Raw genomic sequence first — 23,508 nt, forward strand, 5'->3', positions numbered from 1 at the left:
AGGCTTAGCCGGGGGCCCCTCGGGAGCCCCGCCACAGGCAAGCATCCACCTCAAAAGGCAGGAGCTCATCCTGCTGGGCCATGATGTGGGCGCCGTGGGCGGTGACCCGTCGCATGTAGTGCCGTCGGCAGAGGGTTTCATAGCCCACCGCCGGCACGTGTCCTTCGCCTCCGGCGGCCGCGGGATCGCCGGCCATGTCTACGTCGCCCACCACCACCTGGGCGCCTTCCATGACCATCACCCCGTCCACGGTGCGGGCGTTCTGGGTGGCCCGGCGTCCGCACCAGCACAAGGCTTCGACCTGGAGCACCTGCACGCGGTCAGCCAGTTCAATCAGGCGCTGGGAGCCGGGAAAAAGCCGGGTGCGGAAGTCTGCGGTGATGCCGAACGCGAAAACGTCGACGTCGACCTCGTCCACCACCCTGGCCAGTTGCTCCACCTGCACGGGCGAGTAGAACTGCGCTTCATCACAGATCAAAAAGTCCACCCGCTGCCCCTTGGTCCGCCGGCTGACCACTTCGTCCCAGAAATCCGTGCTGTCCGCTACCTCCACCGCATCCGTTTCCAGGCCAAGCCGGCTGGAGATCCTGGAGCCGCCCGCGCGGTCGTTGCGGGTGAACCGCACTCCGCCCCGCCCCCGGGCGCGGTGGTTGTGGTCCATCTGCAGGGCAAGCGTGGATTTTCCGCAGTCCATGGTTCCGGAGAAAAACACCAGCTCAGCCACGGCGGGCCGTCCTGCCTTGTGCCGTGAAGCACAGCAAAGGGACCTCGCGTTCCGCCTTGGTCAGTGAGCCGTGCTGACCGACCACTTCCATGGCGGCGGGACGCACGCGGCGCGTGTCGTACAGGGCGAGTTCGTCCTTCGCGGCGATCATGACGTCGCCGATCCTGGGCCCGACGGCGGGGCGCAATGGTCCGAAGAGCCCGGCGGCGACGGCGTCGTCCCTGGTGAAGGCCCAGATCCTCTCACCGAAGCGGGCACGCCAGGCGTCCAACAGGCGTTCCCTGCCGGAAGCATCCACCCCATCCTCGAGGTAGAGGTGAACCATTCGGGGCTCCCCGGCCGTGTGCCGCACGCCCTCGATCAGCGCAGGCTCCGCGGCGTAGTCAATCCTTTGCTGCTCCGGAACGTCAAGCATGCCGTGGTCCGCCGTGAGCAGCACAGTGGTGCCAGCGGGAAGGGAGGTGTTGAGCCGCTTGACGGTGGCGTCGAGTTCCTCCAGCTGGTATTCCCAGTGCTCCGACTGGCAGCCGTAGCGGTGGCCGGCTTTGTCCAGCTCGCTGACGTAGAAATACATCAGTGAGGGCCCGGCGGCGGCCATGGCTTCGGCGGCGGCCGCGGTGCGGGCGTGCGGTGTTGTGGCGGAGATGAAGCGGCCACCGCGGAGCGCCGCCTGGGTCATGGGTGAGGTGCTGAACTGCGGAAGGCTGATGGTGGTCACGTCCACCGCTGCGGCGGCCCGTTCGAACACGGTGGGAAATGGCTGCCATGCCAGCGGATCCACGGCGGCGTCCCAGTTGCCCAGCATGTTGACCACTTTGTCCTGGTCCGGGTCCAGCACGTCGTAGCCCACCATGCCGTGCTGGCCCGGCGACAGCCCTGTGCCGAAACTGGCCAGCGCGGATGCCGTGGTGGACGGGAACGTGGAGTCCAGCCACACAGGGATGTCTCCCTGCCCGGCCTGCATAACGGACCTCAGGAACGGGGTGTGGGCCGTTTTCTGCTTCAGCAGGCTGCGGCCCAGGCCGTCTGCCAGGACCACGCAGACCCGCGAAGCGGAGGGAAGACCCAGGCTGTTGCTGAAACCCTCCAGGCCGAGGCTTGCGGCGGCGCTGGTCAGCACCTCGGCGATGGACCGCTGGCCGAAGGCAGGCGCCGGCGGCATGTTCAGTGTCAGGCGGTTCCCTTCCGAAAGTGCTGTAGGGACTGGTGTTTTACCTTGGTCCGGCATCTCAGCGCTGCTGGTGTCCGCGGCTCAGCCGGGTTCCGAACACGCCGGTCCGGGGGCGCGGCTGAAGCGTCTGGGCGCCGTGCGGCACAGGCGCGGTGGACCCGGTGTTCACGGCACGAAGCGCACGGGCGAAAAGTTTGGCGTCCTGTACTGCCTGGAGGCCGTCAGCTTCGGCACTGATCCGCAGGACGATGTCCTCCTGGGCGATGGTGCCGCTGTAGCCGTGGTCCGCCTCGCACTGCGGATCGCCACAGCTGGCGGGCCCCATGTCCAGCCTTTGGCCTCCGGACCACGCAATGGCGAGCGTCAGCTCACGCGCGGGATCGGAGGGCTTGTAGTTCTGCGGCTGGGCATACATGTAGCTGAGTACTACGGAGCGGATCTGGGCCACGGGGACGGACTCGGTGGAGATCTGGGCAACGATTTGTTCGCCGGCCTCGTCCAGTTGCTGGTCGTCCACGTGGGTGATCACCAACATGTCGGCGGTGAGTACCAGCACCGTAATGTGACGGCGGACTTCGGCCCGGTCAAAGTGCGTTTCCAGGTGGACCAGGTGGGCAACGCAGTCGCGGCCGTCCAGGGCATCGTCAACAACGTCAGCCACAAGGCGGGGGTAGAAGCCTGCCTGCTGGAGCGCCCCTTCCAGGCTTTGGCCCTGGGCGCTGTGGCTGTGTGAGCTGGAGTGGTGGGCTGCCTGGTTGTCATTGCCGGGCGTTTGAGGCGTCGACGTGGGAGGCTGTGAGCTCATCCCCCCATTTTCACAGATCGGCCGGGGACTTGCTAACTGCGGCTAGCCCAGCATGGCCCGACGGGCACTGTCAGTTCGTTGGGCAGGGTTCCCGATCCTGATGTCAGCGGCGAGGATGGACGCACCCCGGCTGCCGCACAGCACGGGGTTGAAGTCCACCAGCGCTATCTCCGGGTGGTTGTCCTTCATCCACGCGAGCCTGGCGGCGAGCTCCTCCAGCGCCGCAACATCCACGGCGGGCAGGCCCTGGTAGCCAAAGAGCTTGCGGGCCGCCCGTGGACCCCGGATGAAGTCCTTCACATCTGCGGCGGACAGCGGGGGCACCCGGTGGGCCCAGTCGTCCAGGAGGTTGACGGCGTCTCCTGCCAGCCCGAAGGAGATCACCGGCCCGAGCAGCGGGTCCTCGATGGCCCGGAAGGTGCAGGCCTGGCCTACGGGTGCCATGGACTGCAACTCCAGCGATGGCGAACCGTACGGTGCCAGCGCCCGCCGCATCTGCTCGATGTTCTGGCGCAGTGATTCAGGGTCCTGGATGTCCAGGCGTACGCCTCCGAGGTCAAGGCGGTGGCGGAGTGCCGGTTCGGTGGTCTTCAGTGCCACGGGCCAGCCCAGACTGTCTGCCGCTTCAACGGCCTGTTCCGCGGATTCAAATGCGGCGGACGGCAGGACCTCGATGCCATAGTGCCCCAGCAGCGAGGCCGTAGCCCCCGGATCCAGCTGTTTGAGCTGCTCACCGGTGACGTCGCGGAGCAGGGCCTCAAGCTGGACCCGTGCGCCTTCGGGGTCACAGCCGTCGGGCTCCACAAAATGGCCCTGGTCCCGTGCCACCCACTCGGAGTACCTCACCACGGCCGCGAGCGCGGCCACTGCGGCACCGGCATTGGAGAAACACGGGACGGCCCGGCCCGTGTCCCCCACCATCCCTTCCACATAGACGGACGGGTCCAGGATGCCGGTGAATGCGGCGACAACCGGCTTGCCTGCGGACGCCGAGCATTCGGCAAGGACTTCCACAATGTTTTCCACGGTGAGGCCCCGGGCCGGCAGCAGCGCGGCCACCACAGCGTGGACGGTGTCCGAGGCGAGCGTGTCCTGGAGCCTGCGGCGGAGGGCAGGCAGTGCAAGGGACAGGCCGGCGTCGAGATCCACGTCGGTGACTATCTGCTCCACCCCCAGGCCATGCGCCGAAGCGCTGTCCGCCACCACTTTGCCCAGCGCCAGGGAATTGCTGAAAATCGCCAGCCCCGGTCCCGCTGGCAGCGGCTGGCCCGCCACGATCTGCGTCACGTCCATCAGTTGCTCGATGGTCTCCACCCGGATCACGCCGGATTGGCGCATCATGGCATCCAGTGCGCCTGCAGGCGCCTGCGTGGTGCGGACGGCGTGGCCGGGCGGCAGCCGCAGGCCCATCGTCTCGGACTTGGCCACTATCACGGGCTTGGTGCGGGCCAGCCGGCGGGCGAGGCGCGAAAACTTGCGCGGATTACCGATGGACTCGAGGTACAGTCCCACCGCGGCGGTGTCTGGGTCGTCCTCCCAGAACTGCATCATGTCGTTACCGGAGACATCGGCCCTGTTGCCGGCGGAGAGAAACGTGGAGAGCCCCATCCTGCGCCGGCTTGATGCAGCGTAGAGGGAAACACCGATGGCCGCTGACTGGCTGAACAGGCCCAGGCTTCCGCGCCGTGCCAGCGCGGGTGCCATTGAAGCGTTCAACGACACCTCCGGATGGGTATTGACGATTCCCAGTGAGGCCGGCCCGATAACCCGCATGCCGTTCGCACGGGCCTTCCGGACGAGGTCACGCTGGCGGGCGAGGCCGCGTTCGCCGTCGTCCGCGAACCCGGCGGAGGCAACCACCAGCCCCTTGACACCCGCCGCGGCGCAGTCGTCCACCACTTTTGAGACTTCCTCATACGGGACGGCGATGACGGCCAGCTGGACCGGGTCCGGAACATCGGAGAGCTTAGCGAAGGACAGCATTCCGGCGAGCTCCAGGGCCTCCGGGTTGATGGCGTAGACGGGGCCGGGAAAACCCCCTTCGATGATGTGCTCCAGCAGCTGGTATCCCACGGTCCCCCATTTGCGGCTGGCACCGATGACAGCCACCGACGACGGCGCCAGCAGGTCGCGCACGCTCCTCGCCTCGGCGCGGTGCTCACGCGATTCCATCACGGCCCGCGATTTCTCGGTGGGGTCGATTTTAAACTCCAGGCTGACGACGCCGTCGTCGAAATGCCGTTTGACGTCGTAGCCGGCGTCGGAGAACACCATGAGCATCTTGCGGTTTTCCGGCAGTACTTCGGCGCTGAACCGGCGGATGCCGTTTTCGTGGGCGGCTGCGGCAAGATGTTCCAGGAGGATTGATCCGATGCCCCTGCCCTGGTGTGCGTCGGCGATGTTGAAGGCGACCTCGGCCTCGGTGGGGTCATCAAGCCGGTCGTACCGGCCGATGCCCATGATTTCGCCGCCGATGGTGATCACGAAGGCCACCCTGTCCCTGTAGTCCACTTCGGTGAAGCGCTTGAGTTCCTTGCTGGAGAGCCGTGCTTTGAACGCAAAGAACCGCATGTAGATTGAGTTCTGGGACTGTCCTGTGTGGAAGGCCTGGACGGCGTCCGCATCGGTAGGATGGATGGGTCTCAAGTGGGCGGTCCCGCCGTCCCGCAGGACGACATCGGCTTCCCAATGTTCCGGATATATGCCGTCCCCGGGCTGATCCACCATAGGCTTAGCCTAGCCAAAAACTCCCGCAGCACACCCTGAGTACCCCCAGAAGGATTTACCAGCCCCATGGCACGCCGCCAAAGTCCAGCCCCCGCAGTGGATTCCAGCCCGGATTACACCGAGAACATCGTGGATATCGACGTCACTTCCGAGATGGAAGGCTCCTTCCTGGAGTACGCGTATTCTGTGATCTACTCCAGGGCCCTGCCTGACGCCAGGGACGGGCTCAAGCCGGTCCAGCGCCGCATCCTCTACATGATGAGCGATATGGGCCTGCGCCCGGACCGTGGCCACGTCAAAAGTGCGCGCGTGGTGGGCGAGGTCATGGGAAAGCTCCACCCGCACGGAGACACGGCCATCTACGACGCCATGGTGCGCATGGCCCAGGACTTTTCGCTGCGGCTGCCGCTCATTGACGGCCACGGCAACTTCGGATCGCTCGACGACGGCCCGGCGGCTCCCCGGTATACGGAGGCCCGGCTCGCGGCGGCCGCGCTGACGCTCACGGACCACCTCGACGAAGATGTGGTGGACTTTGTCCCCAACTATGACAACCAGCTGACCCAGCCAGAAGTCCTCCCGGCGGCCTTCCCCAACCTGCTGGTCAACGGAGCCACGGGTATCGCCGTCGGCATGGCAACCAACATGGCCCCGCACAACCTGGTGGAGGTCATCTCCGCCGCGCGCCACCTGATTGCCCATCCGGACGCAACTCTGGATGACCTCATGCGGTTTGTGCCCGGCCCGGACCTGCCCACGGGCGGACGGATCGTGGGGCTGGACGGCATCCGCGATGCCTACGCCACCGGGCGCGGCTCCTTCAAGACCCGGGCGAAGGTGGAGATCGAGCAGCTTTCGGCCCGCCGCACCGGCCTGGTGGTCACTGAACTGCCGTACATGGTGGGGCCTGAAAAGGTGATCGAGAAGATCAAGGACGCCGTCAACGGCAAGAAGCTGACGGGGATCAGCGACATCGTTGACCTGACAGACCGCAAACATGGCCTGCGGCTGGTCATTGAGCTCAAGAACGGATTCAATCCGAACGCCGTGCTCCAGCAGCTCTACCGTTACTCGCCCATGGAAGACTCGTTCGGCATCAACAATGTGACGCTGGTGGACGGGCAGCCACAGACTCTGGGGCTGGTGGAGCTGCTTTCCGTGTATGTGGGGCACCGCCTGGACGTGGTGCGCCGCCGCACGGCGTTCCGGCTGGGCAAGAAGAAGGACCGCCTGCACCTGGTGGAGGGCCTGCTGATCGCCATCGTGGACATCGACGAGGTCATCCAGATCATCCGCTCCTCCGACGAGGCCGCGGCGGCCCGGGTCCGGCTGATGTCCATCTACGACCTCTCCGAGATCCAGGCCAACTACATCCTGGAACTGCGGCTCCGTCAGCTGACCAAGTACTCGCGGATCGAGCTGGAGAAGGAACAGGATGAGCTGCGCCGCGAGATCGCCGAGCTCGAGGCCATCCTCGGGTCCGAGGAGCGCCTGCGCGGACTGGTGTCCAGTGAACTCGGCGAGATCGCCGAGAAATACGGAACACCCCGGCGGACGGTGCTGCTCGAATCGGAGGCCGTCTCCCCCACCGTGGCCGCTGACCTCTCCGCGGCCCCGGGCGGCAGGGGAAAGGCCGCTCCGCTGGCGCTGGAGATTGCTGACGACCCCTGTTGGGCCATCCTCACCGCGTCCGGCCAGATCGCGCGCACCTCCAACCAGGAGCCTCTGGCCGAGTCTGGTCCCCGTTCCAAACATGATGTGTTCCGGTCCGTGGTCAAGACCTCCGCGCGCGGCGAGATTGCCGCCGTCACGTCCCAGGGGCGCATGCTGCGCATGCAGGTGATGGACATGCCGGTACTGCCCCCGATGTCCGGGCTGCCGAACCTTGCCGGCGGTGTACAGGCCAAGGACTTCATCACGCTGCTGAAGGGCGAATCGCTGATCGCGTTCGCCCCGCTGGACGAGGTACTCGCCATCGGGACCGCCCAGGGCGTGATCAAGCGTGTGCAGCCTGACTATCCCCTGAACCGCGAGGACTGGGAAGTGATTGCGCTCAAGGACAAGGATTCCGTGGTGGGCGTGGCCCCGGCCGGTTCGGAGGACGCCGACCTGGTGTTCCTGACCCGGCAGGCCCAGCTGCTGCGGTTCGATGCGGCTGTGGTCCGCCCGCAGGGCAGGACCGCCGGGGGGATGGCGGGCATCAAGCTGTCCCCGGATGACCAGGTCCTGTTCTTCGGTGTGGTTCCCGCGCAGGACGACGCCGCCGTGGTGGTCACCATCGCCGGCACTGACGGCGCCCTTCCGGGGACTGCCCCGGGCGCGGCGAAGGTCACCGCGTTCTCCGAGTACCCGGTCAAGGGCCGCGCCACAGCCGGTGTCCGTGCCCACAGGTTCCTCAAAGGCGAAGACACGCTGCTGCTGGCCTGGGCAGGGCATGGGCCGGCCAAGGCTTCGTCGTCCGCCGGCGTAGCCCGGTCCCTGCCGCAGGAGCACGGCAGGCGCGACGGGTCCGGAATTCCGCTGTCCCAGCCCGTAGATGTGATCGGCCCCACCATGGCCTGGCCGGATCCGGCCTAGACTTCTGGCATGCCTATCATTCCTGATGAAAAGGACTGGACCTGGGTCCTGTCACGGCCTTGCCCCGAGTGTTCCTTTGACGCCTCCACGGCCACCCCGGCCACAGTTCCGGGGAGCGTGCGGAGCATGTTGCCACGGTGGCGGGCAGTCCTCCGGCGTCCGGACGTCGCGGAGCGTCCGGACGAGGACACCTGGTCGGCGCTGGAGTACGCCTGCCACGTCCGCGACGTTTTCAGCCTTTTCGACCAGCGCCTGAACCTGATGCTCGACGGCGACAACGTCCGGTTCGAGAACTGGGACCAGGACCGGACCGCCCTCGACAAGGATTATGCCAATGCCGATCCCGCAGTGGTCAGTGCCGAACTGACCGCGGAGGGCCAGCAGATTGCGGAAACCTTTGCCGGTGTCCGCCAGGCTGAGTGGGGCAGGAAGGGCTTGCGGAGCAACGGGTCCGTGTTCACCGTCCTGACGCTCGCGCAGTACTTTCTGCACGACGTAGTCCACCACCTCCACGACGTGGACGGCTGAGCCTCAGCGCACAGCCAGGGCAGCTTCCCCACGGAACGCTGCAGCCGACAGTTCCAGCCGTACGTCCTCAGGATGGATATCGGCCGGATTGTGGGTCACCAGAACCACCGTGCGTTCCTTCAGGCCGGCGCGGAGATCCGCCAGCATCGCCCGTCCTGCCTCGGCGTCCAGATGGGCGGTAGGCTCGTCCAGCAGGATCACCTCGGCCCCGGTCATGAGGGTCCGGGCAACAGCCAGCCGTTGGCGTTCGCCGCCGCTGAGGAACGAGCCTCCCGGTCCGATCCGTGTGTCCAGCCCGGCGGGCAGGCGCGACACGAGGCCGCTGAGTCCGACGGCGGCAAGGGCAGCATCCAACCCGGCCTCAACGGTACCCGCTGTAACGCTGCCGGGATCCGCGCGCCCGCCGGGGACAGGGCGTCCCAGGAGGAGGTTGCCCCGGAGCGTGGAATCGAACAGGTGGGCTTCCTGCGGGCACCAGGCGGCCGGGCCCGTGACCCGGACACTCCCGCCGGAGGCGGGAAGGAAGCCCAGCAGGACAGACAACAGCGTGGACTTCCCCACGCCGGACGGACCGGTGACGGCCAGCCAGCGGCCGGGGCCTGCGCTGGCCGACAGTCCTGAGAAGACAGGGGCACCTCCGGGCCACGCGGCCTCAACATTTTCAAGCTCAACACCGGCGGCACCCCCGGCCCGCGCCAAAACCACGTCCCGGCCGTCATCCTCGAGACCGCCCAGGACCCGGTTGCTGTCGCCCACGACTCCTGACTGCCCGATCCGCCGCATCACCATACGGAGCGCAGGAAACTGGCGTACCGCCGTCGTCATGGCTGCGTACGGCTCCACAAGCGCCAGCTGCAGCAGGACAATAACCGCGGCGGTGGCGGGAGGCAGCGTTCCGCCGAGTACCTGCGGCGCAGCCAGCACCGCGGTTGCCAGGGCCGCGGCTCCGCATGCTGCCGTGGTGATGGCCTGGCCTAGTCCTTCGGCCCACACGGAACGCTGGGATGCCCGGGTTGCGGCGTTGTCCTCCTCGCGCAGCCCCGCGAGGACTGCGTGGGCCACACCGTTCACATGCAGCTCTGCCCGGGCGTCAAGCGCCGCTGACGTGCGACGGAGAACGCCGGAACGCAGGCTTTGCTCGGCGCTGGCCGACTTCCTGTCGCCCCACATTGCAGAGGCCGGGGCCACGAGCAGGCTCACCGCCGCCGCGGCAGCAACGGCCGGAAAGGCCGCAGGCACAAGCAGCCCGGTGGCCAGTAGGGCGGATACGGCGACGGCGACGGCAGTCAGGGGAGGCAGGACCACCCGAGGCAACAGGTCACGGACGGTATCGACGTCGTCAATCACCGTTCCCAGGACGTTGCCGCCCTGCAGGAGACGCCGGAGCGAGAGGGCCCTGCGGCTCAATGATTGCCAAAGCCGGCCGCGCAGCTTGGTGAGCGCGGCGAACACTGCATCGTGCAGCAGGAGCCGTTCCCAATAGCGGACGACGGCGCGGCCGATCCCGAAGAACCGCACACCGACGATCGCAGTTAGGAGATAAAGGATGGGCGGCTGCTCGCTGGCCCTGATGATGAGCCAGCCGGACAGCCCGGACAGCGCGACGGCGAACATGGATGCCAGGATCCCCACCGCCGCGGCGCCGGAGAACCGACCGGCCACCGGTGCCAGCAGCCCGGCCAGGAGGCGGACGGTCAAGGCGGGCCGCCGCTCCGCCGTTGGACCTCCTGGTGGAAGCGACCGATCTTCCGGCACCGGCAGGCCGGGGCCGTCCGCTGAAGCCGGCACCGGCTCCCGGTCCGGGGTGCTGGCTTCCGCGGCAGCCGGTACGCCGTGCGACGGCGGCGATTCCGTGCGGCCCCGGGGAGAGACAGCGACGAGGTGGTGGGCCAGTTCGCGGGTCTGTCTGTCGTGGGCCACCAGGATGACGGTGACGTGTCCACGGAGATTGCGGATTGCCTCCTGCACCAAGGCGGCGGACTCCCGGTCCAGGTGGGCCGTTGGTTCGTCAAGCAGGAGTACAGTTGCCCCGGCCCTGATGCGTGCCAGGCTCCTCGCCAGCGCGACGCGGCGCAGCTCACCGGGGCTCAATTCGGCCGGGTGTTTGCCAGCAAGATGGCCGGCAGCAGCCGCGGCCAGGCAATCCCGCGCCGCGGCGTCGTTCCCGGCTGCTGTTTCCGCGACCGTGCCGGGGGCAGCCGCCTCTGTGGCTGCCGTCCCTGCATCAGCTGTCCCAGCGGTGAGGTAAAGCAGTACTTCGTCCAGGACTGTCTGCGACACCATGACGGGGTGCTGCGGGACCCACGTGACGGTGTCCCTGTTGAGGCCGGAGATCCGCCCGGTGACGGAAGTGCCGGCACCGTCGCCGATGGTCCCGGCCAGCACACCGAGGACGGTACTTTTGCCCGCCCCGCTGGACCCGTCGAGGGCGGTGATTTCACCGTGGCGTGCAGTGAAGCTGAGGGGCCCGACGGCGGAGGCGGACCTTCCGGTGTAGGTAACGGTGAGACCGGCAACGGTGAGATCGGAACCTGTCACTGGCGGGCCAGAGTCCCCTGCGCTGGCGGGCAGCGGCCGGGGCTCAGGTGCATCGGTGACCGCCTTGGTCTCGGCGAGCGCGGCCCGGCCGTCATCACTTGCGTGGTGGGCGGTGCCCAGTTCACGGAAGGGAAGATAGCAGTCCGGTGCCAGGATCAGGGCCAGGAGGCCAGCCTCGAGGGCCATGTCGCCGTGCACCAGGCGTACGCCGATGAACACTGCCACCACCGCTACGGAGATCGTGGCGATGAGTTCAAGCGCCAGGGCGGACAGGAATGCGGTGCGCAGCGTCCCCATGGTCTTGGCGCGGTACTCGTCCGAGATCTCTTCCAGTGCCTTGCGCTGTGCCGTGGCGCGGCCGAGTCCCACCAGGACCGGCAGGCCTTTGGCCAGCTCCAGCATGTGGGCGGACAGCCGGGACAGGGTTGCCTGTGCCTCGCGGACGTTCTGCTCCGTGTACCGTCCGATCAGCACCATAAACAGGGGCACCAGCGGAACCGTCAGGACGATCACGACGGCGCTGACCCAGTCCGCAAAGAGGATGCGTGCGCCAAGCAACAGCGGGATGGCGGCGCAATTCACCAGTGCGGGGATGAACTGGGTGTAGTAGCTGTCCAGAGCGTCCAACCCTCGCGTGGCCAGTACGGCGAGGCCGCCGTCCGCCGGGCCAGTGGCCCGCGCACCGTTCCGCAATGCGCGCTCAAGCAGTTCGGACCGGAGCTCCTCCTTGATCCCTAGGGCGGCGCGGCGTGCCGCGATGCCCTGTCCCCACACGGTGGCCGATCTCAGGACAACACCGGCCAGCCCCCACGGAAGCTGGTCCGGCCAGGCGGGGTCCGCTGTCGCCAGTCCGGCCAGCATGGAGGCGACGGCCTGCCCCATCAGGACAAGGGACAGTGCCTTCAGCGCTGCCAGGAAGCCAAGCCAGTAGATGGCTGAGCGGGTGGCGGGTCCGGCCGGGAACGGTGGGCGCACGGCCGGTCAGCCCTTCGTGGTGAAGGCCTTGGCGGCTACGGCCGGCAGGAAGCTGTGGGCCTCCGGGATGTGGGCGGCGCTGACGCGTCTCCGGAACACCCAGTACGTCCACGCCTGGTATGCGATCACCAGCGGCAGGCCAACGGCGGCCACGATGCTCATGAGTCCCAGCGTGTAGTCCGAGGAGGAAGCGTTGGAGATGGTGAGGCTAAACTCAGGGTTGACGGTGGAGGGCAGCACTACCGGGAACACCGCCCCGAAAATGGAGGCACTGCCGAGCAGCAGGAAAACCCCCAGCGCCATGAAGGCCCTGCCTTCGGCTCCCTTATGGGCCAGGAACCAGGCTGCCGCGGCAGCCACAACAGCCACGGCGACGGCTGCCCAGGTCCAGGGTTTGCCGTCCAGGAACTGGATGCTGACAGCCCAGCCGGCCATGGGGAGAAGGAGCCACGGAAGCAGCCGGACGAACCATCCGCGCGCGCGGTGGCGTACGTTGCCGTCGGTCTTCAGAGCCAGGAAGGCCAGGGCGTGCAGCAGCGAGAAACCTGCCACGGCCAGTCCGCCGAGCACGGCATAGCCGCTGAACCAGGCGAACGGACCACCTTCGCGGTCGCCGTTGGAGTTGAGCGGCAGCCCGGTGGTGGTGAGCGCCAGGGCAGCGCCAACGCCGAATGCCGCGAAGAAGGAGCCCAGGGCGATGGCCCAGTCCCAGCGGGCGCGCCAGCTGTCGTTGTCCACCTTCCCGCGGTATTCGAACGCCACCGCACGGAAGATGAGGGCTACGAGCACCACCAGCAGCGGGAGGTACAGGGCGGAAAACAGGGAGGCGTACCAGAGCGGGAAGGCCGCAAAGGTTGCAGCGCCGGCGGTGATGAGCCACACCTCGTTGCCGTCCCAGACCGGTCCTATGGTGTTGAGGAGAACCCTCCGCTCGGTATTGTCGCGGGCGAAGAGCTTCATCAGCATTCCGACGCCGAGGTCAAAGCCTTCCAGGAAGAGGTATCCGGTCCACAGCACCGCGATGACAATGAACCAAATGGTGGGCAGCAGTTCCATTCTGAGTATCCTCTGGTCTTCTTAGTAGGCGAACGCCAGGACGTCGCCGGTGCCCGGTCCGTCCGGGCCGGGGGTGGCGTCCTCGTTTTCATCGACGGGCGCGTGGGCCAGTTCCGGCATGGCGGAAACGACGCCGCCGCGGATGTACTTGACCAGGAGCTTCACCTCAACCACCAGGAGCACCGCATAGATGGAAGTCAGGACCACCAGCGACGTCAGCAGCTCTCCGGCCGAGACGCCCGGCGACACTGCGGCCGCGGTGAACATAAACACCTGGTCTATGCCGTTGAAGTCCGGGTTGGGTGCCACCACAAACGGTTGCCGACCCATTTCGGTGAAAATCCACCCTGCCGCGTTGGCACCGAAGGGCGCCAGGATGCCGAAGACGGCCAGGCGCATCAGCCAGCGGGACTCGGGAACGGTTCCGTTCCGCGTCACCCACAAGGCAATGAGAGCCGCGAGGGCCGCGAGTCCGCCGAACCCGATCATCATGCGGAATCCCCAGTACGTGACCTCCATGACGGGCACGTACTCGATCTCCTGGCCGGCACGCTCTCCATAGACCGGGTTGTCCGGCAGGTTTGTTCCGTAGTCGGCCTTGTACTGGTCCAGGAGGCTGTTGACGCCCTTGACCTCGGTGGTGAAGTTGCCCTTTGCCAGGAAGGACAGGATCCCTGGGACCTCGATCAACGCCACGATGTCATCGCAGTTCCGCGACCCCAGGTTGCCGACGCTCAGGACCGAGAAGCCGGTGCCGTCGTGGCACGCGGCCTCAGCGGCCGCCATTTTCATGGGCTGCTGCTCAAACATCAGCTTTCCCTGCAGGTCGCCGGTGAGGGCGGTGCCGGCAAAGGAAATCATGGCGACGACGGCGCCGATGCGCAGGGAGCGGATCCAGACTTTGTGGTCTGTCCGGTCACGGCCGGGGATGTCCGCTTCCCCGGGGACCACCTTGCCGTCGGCACCCACGGTATCGACGCCGTCGCGCCGCCTCCGCCACAGGTGGTACCAGGCGATGCCCAGCAGGAAGCCTCCGGCCACTGCCAACGCACCGAACAGCGTGTGGGGAACAGCGACCAGTGCTGTGTTGTTGGTGAAGACCGCCCACGCGTCCGTCATCACCGGCCGGCCGTTGACCAGCTCCACTCCCACGGGGTGCTGCATCCAGCTGTTGGCCACAATGATGAAGTAGGCGGAGAACACCGAGCCCACCACGGCGATCCACAGGCAGGCCAGGTGGATGCCGGGCTTCAGCTGCTTCCAGCCGAAGATCCAGAGGCCAAGGAACGTTGATTCGACGAAGAACGCCAGCAGGGCTTCGAGTGCCAGCGGTGCGCCGAATACATCCCCTACGAACCGGCTGTATTCGCTCCAGGCCATGCCGAACTGGAATTCCTGGACGAGGCCGGTGGCCACGCCCATGATGAAATTGATCAGGAAGAGCTTGCCCCAGAATTTGGTCATCCGGAGGTATTCAGGGTTGCCGGTGCGGTGCCAGGCCGTCTGGATCACAGCCACCACCAAGCCAAGACCAATGGTGAGCGGAACCATCATGAAGTGGTAGACGGTGGTGATGCCGAATTGCCAGCGTGCGATTTCCAAGGCGTCCAAGGCAGTCCCTACTGTTGGCGGGTTCACTTTTCTACGATGCGTAGAACTCTGACTTCTACCGAGTGTAGAACAATGCTACGGGCACTGTAAACCAACAGTTCCACTAAGAAGTGCCCTCCACAAGGCTGCGGCGCGCCCATTGTTCTACCTGACGTAGAAAGTGACGCCGAAACGGGGTAAATTGTTCCTGTAGTTGTAGCGTTCGTTTGTATAGTCATCGCGGCCGGCAGGCCTGCCGGTGCGGGGAATCTAAGGATGTATCGAATGGCTAGTCTTGGTGAACTGGAACGGGCAGTGATGGACTTGCTCTGGGCGGGCCAGGAGGCAGCCACGGCGAATACCCTGCGCGACCGGCTGGCGCAGAGCACCGAGGCCCATGGGGGCGCAGCAGGCCACGAAGGCAAGGAACTGGCCGTCACCACTGTGCTGACCGTGCTCTCGCGGCTGGAGAAGAAGGGCCTGGTGGAGCGGGAACGTGGCACCCGGCCGCACCGCTATCAGGCAGTTTCCAGCCGGGAAGACCATACGGCCGAGCTGATGCATGAAGTTCTGGGATCCGCCCCTGACCGTGAAGCCGTGCTGGCACGGTTCATCGGCTCCGTGACGGAAAGTGAAGCCGAAACGCTGCGCAAACTGCTTGGCCACTTCTAGCGGACCATGTTCTGGACCTCATATCTGCTGGCGGTCCTTGCGATAGTCCTGGCGTGGCCGGTGCCTATCTTCCTTTCGCGTGCCCAGTGGCCGGCCCGGTCGCCGTTCACGGCGATGCTCCTGTGGCAGGCCATTGCCCTTGCCGGTGGTCTCTCCATGATCGGCGCCATGCTCGTGTACGGCCTGGAACCCATCGGAGACAATCTGATCGCCGGCCTGCGCGCGCTTGCCGGGATGGTGCTGTTCAATGCCCCCACCACCGCGCTCGGCTTCTGGCACCTCTTTGCCCTCTCCGCGGCGGCGCTGCTGACCGCCCACCTGGTGTTCACCCTGCTGCTCACCTACTACAGGATCGAGCGGCAGCGGCGGCGGCACCGTGAACTCCTGGCGCTGCTGGCTTCACCTTCCGCGGAGGGGGCGGGAACTGTGGTCATCAGCCACGACTCGCCGGTGGCCTACTGCCTTCCCGGCGGCGCGCGTTCTGTCACCGTATTGTCGGATGGCCTCATGGCTGCCCTTGAGCCCGCCGAGCTGCGGGCTGTCCTGATCCATGAGAACGCCCATCTCAGCCAGCGCCATCATCTCCTGCTCTGGGCCTTCGCCGCATGGCGCCAGGCACTGCCCTGGCTTCCGACCACCCGCCTGGCCCAGGAGTCGGTGAACTCCCTCATCGAAATGCTGGCCGATGATGTCGCCCTCAAAACCGAAAGCAAGGCCACGCTCATCAAGGCCATCGCCATAGTGGCAAGCGGCTCGCAAGGTTCCGGTCCGGCGGGATCCGGAGCTGCTGCCGACTTACTACCAGGGCAGGACAACCTTGCCCTGGCCGGGGTGGAGGCAGCGGCCGGAGTCACCGGCTCGGAATCCGCACGCACTACGGCCTCGCGTGTCAGCCGCCTGCTGTCACCCCGTCCGCAGCTGCCCGCTTCGGCACGCGGGACGGTGCTGGCCGGGTGCGTCCTGCTCCTGGCCCTGCCAACGGCCCTGCTGATCGTCCCGGGCCTGCTGGGCTGAACCGGGCCGAACCTTCCCGGTCAGGCGTCGATCCGTTCCCTGTCCAGGCTGGACGCGCCCGCAATAATGAAGTCCTTGCGCGGCGCCACGTCCGAACCCATCAGCAGGTCAAAAGTCTCCTCGGCCTGCTTGGCGTTCTCGATGCCCACTTTGCGCAGCGTGCGATGACGGGGATCCATGGTGGTTTCTGCCAGCTGTTCCGCGTCCATCTCACCGAGGCCCTTGTAGCGCTGGATCGGTTCCTTGTAGCGCTTGCCCTCCTTGGCAAGACTGGACAGAAGCACGTGGAGTTCCGCCTCCGAGTAGGTATAGATCATTTCGTTGGCCTTCTGCCCCGCGTTGATCACTTCCACCCGGTGGAGCGGCGGGACGGCGGCGAATACCCGGCCTTCTTCGATCATGGGCCGCATGTACCGGAAGAACAGGGTCAGCAGCAGGGTGCGGATGTGGGCGCCGTCGACGTCGGCGTCCGTCATCAGGATGACCTTGCCGTACCGGGCCGCGGCAAGATCGAAGCTGCGCCCCGAACCCGCCCCCACCACCTGGATCAGGGCCGCGCACTCCACGTTGGAGAGCATGTCCCCAACGGATGCCTTCTGCACGTTGAGAATCTTGCCGCGGATGGGCAGCAGGGCCTGGAAGTCCGAGGACCGCGCCAGCTTGGCAGTTCCGAGCGCGGAATCGCCCTCCACGATGAAAAGCTCGGACCTCGCGACGTCGTCGGTGCGGCAGTCTGCCAGCTTGGTGGGCATCGATGAGGTCTCCAGGGCGTTCTTGCGGCGCTGCGTTTCCTTGTGGACACGGGCCGATATGCGGGACTTCATCTCGCTGACAATTTTTTCGAGCAGCAAAGCGGACTGTGCTTTGTCGTTACGGTTGGCGGAGTTGAGCTTCGCATTGATCTCTTGCTCCACCACCTTGGCCACAATGGCCCGGACCGCCGACGTGCCCAGGATTTCCTTCGTTTGGCCCTCAAACTGCGGCTCGGCCAGGCGTACCGTCAGGACAGCAGTCAGGCCGGCGAAGATGTCGTCCTTCTCAATTTTGTCGTTGCCGGCTTTGAGCTTGCGGGCGTTGTTCTCCACTGCCTTCCGGAACGTCTTGACCAGGGCCTGTTCGAACCCTGACTGGTGGGTTCCGCCTTTAGGCGTGGAGATGATGTTGACAAAGCTGCGCACTGTGCTGTCGTAGCCGATGCCCCAGCGGAGCGCCACGTCCACCTCGCAGTCGCGCTCAACCTCGGCCAGCTGGCTGTGGCCGCGCTCGTCCAGCACGGGCACGGTCTCCTTGAACTTGCCCGAACCGTGCAGCCGCCAGATATCCGTGACGCCGGGATCAGCGGCGAGGAAGTCGACGAACTCTGAGATGCCGCCGTCGTGGTGGAATACCTCTTCGTGCGGTCCCGCTTCCCCGGGGGTACCGGCCAGCCGGCGCTCATCCCGGACGGTGAGTTTGAGCCCCGGCACCAGGAAGGAGGTCTGCCTGGCCCGTGCAGCCAGCTCGTCGTAGGAGAATTTGGCGTCGAGTGTAAAAATCTGGCGGTCGGCCCAGTAGCGGATCCGTGTGCCGGTAACTCCCCGCTTGGCTTTGCCCACCACGTCCAGCACCGAGCCGTCCACGAACGGTGCAAACGTGGCCGAGGGGTCCAGCTTTGTCCCCGGATCCTTGAACCGGCCCGGCTCCCCGCGGCGGAATGACATTTTGTACGTTTTGCTGCCGCGGTCAACTTCCACGTCCAGGCGGGCGGACAGGGCGTTCACGACGGACGCGCCAACGCCATGGAGCCCGCCGGAGGCCGTGTACGATCCGCCGCCGAACTTGCCGCCCGCGTGGAGCTTCGTGAACACCACCTCCACGCCGGTGAGGCCCGTCTTGGGTTCCACATCCACTGGGATGCCACGGCCGTCGTCGTGGATCTCCACCGAGTTGTCCGCGTGCAGGATGATCTTGATGTCGTGGCCGAAGCCTGCCAGGGCTTCATCAACAGAGTTGTCGATGATTTCCCACAGGCAGTGCATCAGGCCGCGGGAATCGGTGGAGCCGATGTACATGCCAGGCCGCTTGCGGACGGCCTCGAGGCCTTCCAGAACAGAGAGGTGCCGGGCGGTGTAATCAGAACTTGGTGCCACGGGTGGTGAACTCCTTCAGGGACGGAACGGCTGGTGCTAGAGGCGCTCTTCCTAGGGTAGTCGGCCATCCATTGGACACCCGCCTGCCACACGTCGTAACGGCTGTGGGCGAGGCCACCCGTTATATTTCTGTGATGCCGTCCGGGGGCCTTGATCAATTCTTGTAGATACGCGGACAGCGAACTTGCGCCATCCTTGCGATGTATTTGATACGAATACTGGTTATATAGAGGGACAGATCTACTAAGGAGGCCGAAATGACAACAGCAGTTGCGGACCGCACACTCAACGCACTGGACCGGTGCGATCGTTGCGGAGCACAAGCATATGTCCGTGTTGTTCTTGAGTCCTCCGGCGGTGAGCTGCTCTTCTGCGGCCACCACGCCCGTGCAGTCGAGGCAAAGCTCAAGCCCTTGAGCTCCGACTGGCACGATGAGACGGGCCGGCTTCATGAGAAGGCGCCGGTAGCAGTCGATTAGGCCACCGGGAACGTATCAGGACCCCTCCGTTGGAGGGGTCCTGATTTTTTTTTGATCCGATGCGGGTTTTCCTGCCCGATACAAAGCAACTGCCCGAACAAAGCAACTGCCTGAACAAAGCAACGCGGGGCACTTGGTGCCGTTGGATCCGGGATCCTGGGCCCGAAGTGGCCACCGCGTTGCTTGGTGCCGTCCCTAGTCCAGGTAGTCCCGCAGCACCTGCGACCGCGATGGGTGGCGGAGCTTGGACATTGTCTTGGATTCGATCTGGCGGATGCGTTCACGCGTGACGCCGTAGACCTTGCCTATTTCGTCTAAAGTCTTAGGCTGTCCGTCGGTGAGGCCGAACCGCATGGCCACCACGCCGGCTTCGCGCTCAGAGAGCGTGTCCAGCACGGAGTGCAGTTGCTCCTGGAGCAGCGTGAAGCTGACGGCGTCGGCAGGAACCACGGCCTCGGAATCCTCGATGAGGTCGCCGAACTCGGAGTCGCCGTCCTCGCCAAGAGGGGTGTGGAGTGAAATCGGTTCGCGGCCGTACTTCTGGACCTCCACCACCTTCTCCGGGGTCATGTCCAGTTCCAGCGCCAGCTCTTCGGGCGTGGGTTCGCGGCCGAGGTCCTGGAGCATCTGGCGCTGTACACGTGCCAGCTTGTTGATCACTTCAACCATGTGGACCGGGATGCGGATGGTGCGCGCCTGGTCAGCCATGGCTCGGGTGATGGCCTGGCGGATCCACCACGTGGCGTAAGTGGAAAACTTGAAGCCCTTGGTGTAGTCAAACTTCTCCACGGCGCGGATGAGGCCCAGGTTGCCTTCCTGGATGAGGTCCAGGAACAGCATGCCGCGGCCGGTGTAGCGCTTTGCCAGGGAGACCACCAGGCGAAGGTTCGCTTCGAGCAGGTGGTTCTTGGCGCGTTTGCCGTCGTGGATGACGAATTCAAGCTCGCGCTTGAATTTCGGATCCATGGAGCCGTCGTCCGCGTTGATCTTCTCTTCGGCGAAGAGGCCGGCTTCAATCCGGAGCGCGAGGTCCACTTCCTGCTCGGCGTTGAGCAGCGCAACCTTGCCGATCTGCTTCAGGTAGTCCTTGACGGGGTCGGCGGTGGCTCCGGCGGACATGACCTGCTGGACGGGGGCGTCGTCGTCGTCGGCGTCCGAGTAGACAAATCCCTTGCCGGTGGCTGCCGACGCGGCCTTGGCGGCGTTGATCTCGCCGTCGTCGCCGGCTTCCGCACCTTCAAGGATGATGTCGTCAAGGTCTTCTTCGACGTCATCCTCGTCGTCGGAGTCTCCGCGTGCGGACTTTCCGGCGGCTTCGGCAGCGGCTTTGGCGCCGGGCTTGGGCCCGCGCCTCTTGGGTTCAGGCTTGCCATCGACATCGGTATCACCGGCGGCATCCTTGACAGCCTTGTTGGCTGCCCGGGTGGCTGCTCGCTTGGCGTTTGTTGCAGCCTGCTTCTCCTCAGGGGACAAGTCGTCCTGGGCGGCGGGTTCCTTCTTCGCGGAAGACGGGGTCACAGAAAACCTTTCTAGCGGCGGTCTGTGGAATCACCATACGGGCAACACCACTATGACCCTGTCAAGTCCGTGATGAACATCAGGTGCAACCACGGCCGGCAGAGTCTACAACTAGAACTGCCGGGGCGGCTGTAATGTTCCCGTAAAGGGCGTCAATACATGCACTTGATCCACGGACCCAACCGGGTCTCGGCATCTATTGTCTCATGGTTTTCCCAAACAGGGCCTCAAGGAAGAACCCCACTGCGGGATTGCAGCACGAGAAGCACACAGGGGACGAGGTCCGCCGCCTTCGCCGGTCCTTGACCGCCACTGTGTGGCGTCGTTGTGGCCGGTGTCCAGACCCTAGGCGGCCTCCGGTCCGAACTTTTGCCAGGCGGCTTCCTTCCGCCCCGCCCATCCGCACAGCGTTCCCCGCCGCACCAGTTCGAGCATAAGTTCCGCCAGCCGGTACCCCTCTTCCTCCTCCAATGCCTGTCCGAGGTAGGCCGCAGCATACGACCCCCGCCCACGGCACCAGGCAATCCACCCCCGTCCGGTCAGGGCAGCGGCGCCGGCCTGGCCGCCGCACGCCGACAACTGCTCCAAAATCCGGTCCAGGCCGTCCAGCCTGCGCCAGTCAGGCAGGACCGGCTCCAAACCCAGGAGGACCTCGCCGTATCCGGGCACGCCCGGGGCGCCAGCGGAGGCCGCACCGGGCCCGGGCAAGGTTTCCGGTACTCCCGGGCCAACCGGCGCAAGCCGGCACCCGGCGTCGAAAATCCCGAACTGTTCGGCGCCGGACTGCGCCGTCCGCATGCCGGCTGCCGCCATCACCAGGACAGCGTCCCGCCACGCCGGGACCCGGAGCGAGGCACGAAGGAATGCCTGCTGGTCTTCGGGCAAAGCATCACCGGTCCAGGAGCCCAGAAGCCCCTCCCAGAACCCGAGGAGCGCATCGAACTGCACCCTGCTTCCCCGCCGGATCTCCAGTTGGACGGACCAGGCAGCTTCCGCTGCCTGCATTGCGGCCCGGTCCTCGACTGAAATGGAGCCTTGAGGCTGGGTACCGCCGTCCGGCGGCGGGCCCACGCTGCTGCCGCGGAACACCATCTCAGCGTTGAGCCTGCTGTCCCGGATGTCCTCGACGGGCCGCCCCGGCAACGGGCAGCAGGAGCGGTCGCTGCAGTAGGCGTCACGCCAGTACGTATCCCCCACGTACCAGGCGTCGCGGACCGGCATCCCCGACGTGCCCAGGGCGGCCTGCAGTGCGGCCAGCAGCCCGGTATAGGTCTGGGGCAGATCCATCCAGCCGTCATTGGTGAAGAACACCAAGAGGGCAGCGTCAGCGTGCTGGTCCGCCCGGAGGTAATCGCGCACGGTGCGGGCGTAGTCCCGGGGATCCGCGAGCGTCTCAGGTCCGGGCAGGTCCAGCCGGAGGGTTGCGCCCAGCCGCCTGCCCTGCAGGGTCATGGCCACCAGACTGTCCGCCGGCCAATACCCCAGGGAATGTGGAATGAACCCAAGGATGTCTTCAGGGCCTTGGACTGTCAGATGCTCTGGAGGTGTCATGACTCCAGCTTTGGCACCCCTCCGGCTCAACTGAAGGCCCCGCGTCCGCCATGTGTACAACCAGGGGCTGTGGAGGGAAGGTGTCAGTCGTCCGCGGGGGGCCGGGACCCCTGGCGGCGCTGCGCCAGGCTCGCCCGCCTCTGCTCGGCAAGGGTACGGAGGAGCGGCGGGACATGGATACCCTGCGCGGCCATCTGCCGCCGCACTTTCCGCCGGCAGACGAGCATGGCGGCCACGCCGAACCCGAGCAGCAGGAAGTGGACGCTGAGAGCGATGCGGAACGGTTCCAGGCCGTACAGGGCTCCGTTGGAGAACCCGCTCGCGTGCAGGATGTCCAGGACCAGCCCGATCAGGAAAATCGCCACGAGGGCAGCGATAAATCCGCCCACGTTGACGATCCCGGTTGCCGTGCCGATCCTGTGCGCGGGATTGAACGTACGCGCGAAGTCGAAGCCGATCATTGACCCGGGCCCCCCGATGGCCAGCACCACCACCAGGCCGGCCAGGAGCCACAGCGGGGAACGGCCCGGCGTGAGCAGGACTGCGGCCCAGGCGGCGGCGGTGGCGGCGGCAATGAGCAGGACCATGGTGGACCTGCGGAGCGGGTGCCGAGACACAAACCGGCCGATGAACGGGCCTACGGCCATGGCCGCGGCCACGTACAGCGCCATCAGGCCCGCCACGGTTCCAGCGTCAAGGCCCTGGGCGGAAATCAGGAACGGGTAGCCCCAGGTCATGGCAAACACGGTGCCACTGAACTGGATGGTGAAGTGGCTCCAGAGTCCCAGCCTGGTGCCCGGCTGGCGCCAGGCCCTCGCGAGCGATGCGCCGGTGGCACGAAGACCCTGGTGTGCCTGCGGCCGGGGCGTGCCGGGCGGGACGTCCTGCAGGAGCACCAGGACCAGTACGAGGGCGAGTCCCGACATGCCGGCCAGCATCAGGAACGCCGGGGTCCAACCGGAGGAATGAAGGACAAAGGCGAAGGGAACCACGCTGAAAAGCTGCCCCAGCTGGCCGGACATGCCTGTCAGCTGGGTGACCAGCGGCACTCGGGCAGGGGCAAACCACAGCGGGATCAGGCGGATCACCGAGATGAATGTCATGGCATCTCCGGCACCCACGAGCACGCGCCCGGCAACGCCACCGGGAATGCTGTCCGCAAAGGCCAGCTGGAGCTGGCCAAGCCCCATCAGGACAGCACCGCCGGCAATCATGGCCCTTGAGCCGAAGCGGTCCACCAGGAGGCCCACCGGGATCTGCAGCCCGGCGTAAACCAGGAGCTGCAGCACCGTGAAGAAGGAGATCGCTGACGCACCGGCATGGAACCGTTCAGTGGCTTCAATCCCTACCACACCGAAGGAGGTGCGCTGCGATACGGCCACCAGATAGGCAAAAATTCCGATGGTCCAGATCAGCCAGGCTCGGGGTGCAGTCACTCCCTTATTATGCCCGGG

16 protein-coding genes are annotated in these 23,508 nt (G+C 66.0%); 5 read left to right on the forward strand and 11 right to left on the reverse strand.

Going from position 1 to position 23,508, the window contains the following annotated elements:
* Positions 1 to 4: 4 nt before the first annotated feature.
* The 4 genes from QFZ30_RS11870 to QFZ30_RS11885 form a co-directional block, all read right to left on the reverse strand.
* Positions 5 to 724, reverse strand: coding sequence for a thymidine kinase (locus QFZ30_RS11870; RefSeq protein WP_307076413.1), 720 nt, complete (start codon positions 722 to 724; stop codon positions 5 to 7).
* Positions 717 to 1,886, reverse strand: coding sequence for an alkaline phosphatase family protein (locus tag QFZ30_RS11875; RefSeq protein WP_307076416.1), 1,170 nt, complete (start codon positions 1,884 to 1,886; stop codon positions 717 to 719). Before QFZ30_RS11875 ends, QFZ30_RS11870 begins: the two co-directional genes overlap by 8 nt.
* Positions 1,887 to 1,953: 67 nt before the next feature.
* Positions 1,954 to 2,700 carry a DUF5998 family protein gene (locus QFZ30_RS11880; RefSeq protein WP_307076417.1) on the reverse strand — a complete coding sequence of 249 codons (747 nt, stop codon included), beginning with the start codon at positions 2,698 to 2,700 and terminating at the stop codon, positions 1,954 to 1,956.
* 42 nt (positions 2,701 to 2,742) lie between these two features.
* On the reverse strand, positions 2,743 to 5,427 hold the full coding sequence (locus QFZ30_RS11885; RefSeq protein ID WP_307076419.1) for a bifunctional acetate--CoA ligase family protein/GNAT family N-acetyltransferase: 2,685 nt from the start codon (positions 5,425 to 5,427) through the stop codon (positions 2,743 to 2,745).
* 66 nt (positions 5,428 to 5,493) lie between these two features.
* Here QFZ30_RS11885 and QFZ30_RS11890 point away from each other — a divergent pair, with 66 nt between their 5' ends.
* Positions 5,494 to 8,004: a DNA gyrase/topoisomerase IV subunit A gene (locus tag QFZ30_RS11890; RefSeq protein WP_307076421.1), complete on the forward strand. Its 2,511-nt coding sequence runs from the start codon at positions 5,494 to 5,496 to the stop codon at positions 8,002 to 8,004.
* Positions 8,005 to 8,013: 9 nt separating this feature from the next.
* Complete coding sequence (locus tag QFZ30_RS11895) at positions 8,014 to 8,532, forward strand: DinB family protein (RefSeq protein WP_307076423.1); 519 nt, start codon at positions 8,014 to 8,016, stop codon at positions 8,530 to 8,532.
* 3 nt (positions 8,533 to 8,535) lie between these two features.
* Here QFZ30_RS11895 and cydD read toward each other — a convergent pair whose 3' ends face one another.
* The 3 genes from cydD to QFZ30_RS11910 are packed head-to-tail and all read right to left on the reverse strand — an operon-like array spanning position 8,536 to position 14,712.
* Entirely contained in the window at positions 8,536 to 12,045 is a 3,510-nt protein-coding gene (gene cydD / locus QFZ30_RS11900; protein WP_307076425.1) for a thiol reductant ABC exporter subunit CydD, read from the reverse strand.
* A 6-nt stretch (positions 12,046 to 12,051) separates the two neighbouring features.
* Positions 12,052 to 13,101 carry a cytochrome d ubiquinol oxidase subunit II gene (gene cydB, locus QFZ30_RS11905; protein ID WP_307076427.1) on the reverse strand — a complete coding sequence of 350 codons (1,050 nt, stop codon included), beginning with the start codon at positions 13,099 to 13,101 and terminating at the stop codon, positions 12,052 to 12,054.
* A gap of 21 nt (positions 13,102 to 13,122) precedes the next feature.
* Positions 13,123 to 14,712, reverse strand: a complete 1,590-nt coding sequence (locus QFZ30_RS11910; RefSeq protein ID WP_307080223.1) for a cytochrome ubiquinol oxidase subunit I — start codon at positions 14,710 to 14,712, stop codon at positions 13,123 to 13,125.
* Positions 14,713 to 14,976: 264 nt separating this feature from the next.
* Between QFZ30_RS11910 and QFZ30_RS11915 the strand changes: the two genes are divergently transcribed.
* Complete coding sequence (locus QFZ30_RS11915) at positions 14,977 to 15,363, forward strand: BlaI/MecI/CopY family transcriptional regulator (RefSeq protein WP_307076429.1); 387 nt, start codon at positions 14,977 to 14,979, stop codon at positions 15,361 to 15,363.
* 6 nt (positions 15,364 to 15,369) lie between these two features.
* On the forward strand, positions 15,370 to 16,377 hold the full coding sequence (locus tag QFZ30_RS11920; protein WP_307076430.1) for a M56 family metallopeptidase: 1,008 nt from the start codon (positions 15,370 to 15,372) through the stop codon (positions 16,375 to 16,377).
* A 20-nt stretch (positions 16,378 to 16,397) separates the two neighbouring features.
* Here QFZ30_RS11920 and QFZ30_RS11925 read toward each other — a convergent pair whose 3' ends face one another.
* Entirely contained in the window at positions 16,398 to 18,506 is a 2,109-nt protein-coding gene (locus tag QFZ30_RS11925; protein ID WP_307076433.1) for a DNA gyrase/topoisomerase IV subunit B, read from the reverse strand.
* 257 nt (positions 18,507 to 18,763) lie between these two features.
* Between QFZ30_RS11925 and QFZ30_RS11930 the strand changes: the two genes are divergently transcribed.
* Entirely contained in the window at positions 18,764 to 18,985 is a 222-nt protein-coding gene (locus QFZ30_RS11930; RefSeq protein WP_307076435.1) for a DUF7455 domain-containing protein, read from the forward strand.
* Between the two features lie 195 nt (positions 18,986 to 19,180).
* On the opposite strand, the gene QFZ30_RS11935 is transcribed toward QFZ30_RS11930, so the two are convergent.
* The 3 genes from QFZ30_RS11935 to QFZ30_RS11945 all read right to left on the reverse strand — a co-directional run bounded on the left by QFZ30_RS11935 (position 19,181) and on the right by QFZ30_RS11945 (position 23,490).
* Positions 19,181 to 20,503, reverse strand: coding sequence for an RNA polymerase sigma factor (locus QFZ30_RS11935; RefSeq protein WP_307076437.1), 1,323 nt, complete (start codon positions 20,501 to 20,503; stop codon positions 19,181 to 19,183).
* Positions 20,504 to 20,848: 345 nt separating this feature from the next.
* Positions 20,849 to 22,054 carry a DUF4192 family protein gene (locus QFZ30_RS11940; RefSeq protein ID WP_307076439.1) on the reverse strand — a complete coding sequence of 402 codons (1,206 nt, stop codon included), beginning with the start codon at positions 22,052 to 22,054 and terminating at the stop codon, positions 20,849 to 20,851.
* Between the two features lie 83 nt (positions 22,055 to 22,137).
* Entirely contained in the window at positions 22,138 to 23,490 is a 1,353-nt protein-coding gene (locus QFZ30_RS11945; protein WP_307076441.1) for an MFS transporter, read from the reverse strand.
* Positions 23,491 to 23,508: the final 18 nt, after the last annotated feature.

Origin of the sequence: Arthrobacter pascens (assembly GCF_030815585.1) — a bacterium.
GTDB classification, from domain to species: Bacteria; Actinomycetota; Actinomycetes; order Actinomycetales; family Micrococcaceae; genus Arthrobacter; species Arthrobacter pascens_A.

Bases quoted from the DNA above. Each gene is read 5' to 3' on its own strand.
- QFZ30_RS11915 (WP_307076429.1), top strand. From the start codon at position 14,977: ATGGCTAGTCTTGGTGAACTGGAACGGGCAGTGATGGACTTGCTCTGG.
- QFZ30_RS11880 (WP_307076417.1), bottom strand. From the start codon at position 2,700: ATGAGCTCACAGCCTCCCACGTCGACGCCTCAAACGCCCGGCAATGAC.
- QFZ30_RS11920 (WP_307076430.1), top strand. From the start codon at position 15,370: ATGTTCTGGACCTCATATCTGCTGGCGGTCCTTGCGATAGTCCTGGCG.
- QFZ30_RS11895 (WP_307076423.1), top strand. From the start codon at position 8,014: ATGCCTATCATTCCTGATGAAAAGGACTGGACCTGGGTCCTGTCACGG.
- cydB (WP_307076427.1), bottom strand. From the start codon at position 13,101: ATGGAACTGCTGCCCACCATTTGGTTCATTGTCATCGCGGTGCTGTGG.
- QFZ30_RS11940 (WP_307076439.1), bottom strand. From the start codon at position 22,054: ATGACACCTCCAGAGCATCTGACAGTCCAAGGCCCTGAAGACATCCTT.
- QFZ30_RS11885 (WP_307076419.1), bottom strand. From the start codon at position 5,427: ATGGTGGATCAGCCCGGGGACGGCATATATCCGGAACATTGGGAAGCC.
- QFZ30_RS11930 (WP_307076435.1), top strand. From the start codon at position 18,764: ATGACAACAGCAGTTGCGGACCGCACACTCAACGCACTGGACCGGTGC.
- QFZ30_RS11890 (WP_307076421.1), top strand. From the start codon at position 5,494: ATGGCACGCCGCCAAAGTCCAGCCCCCGCAGTGGATTCCAGCCCGGAT.
- QFZ30_RS11875 (WP_307076416.1), bottom strand. From the start codon at position 1,886: ATGCCGCCGGCGCCTGCCTTCGGCCAGCGGTCCATCGCCGAGGTGCTG.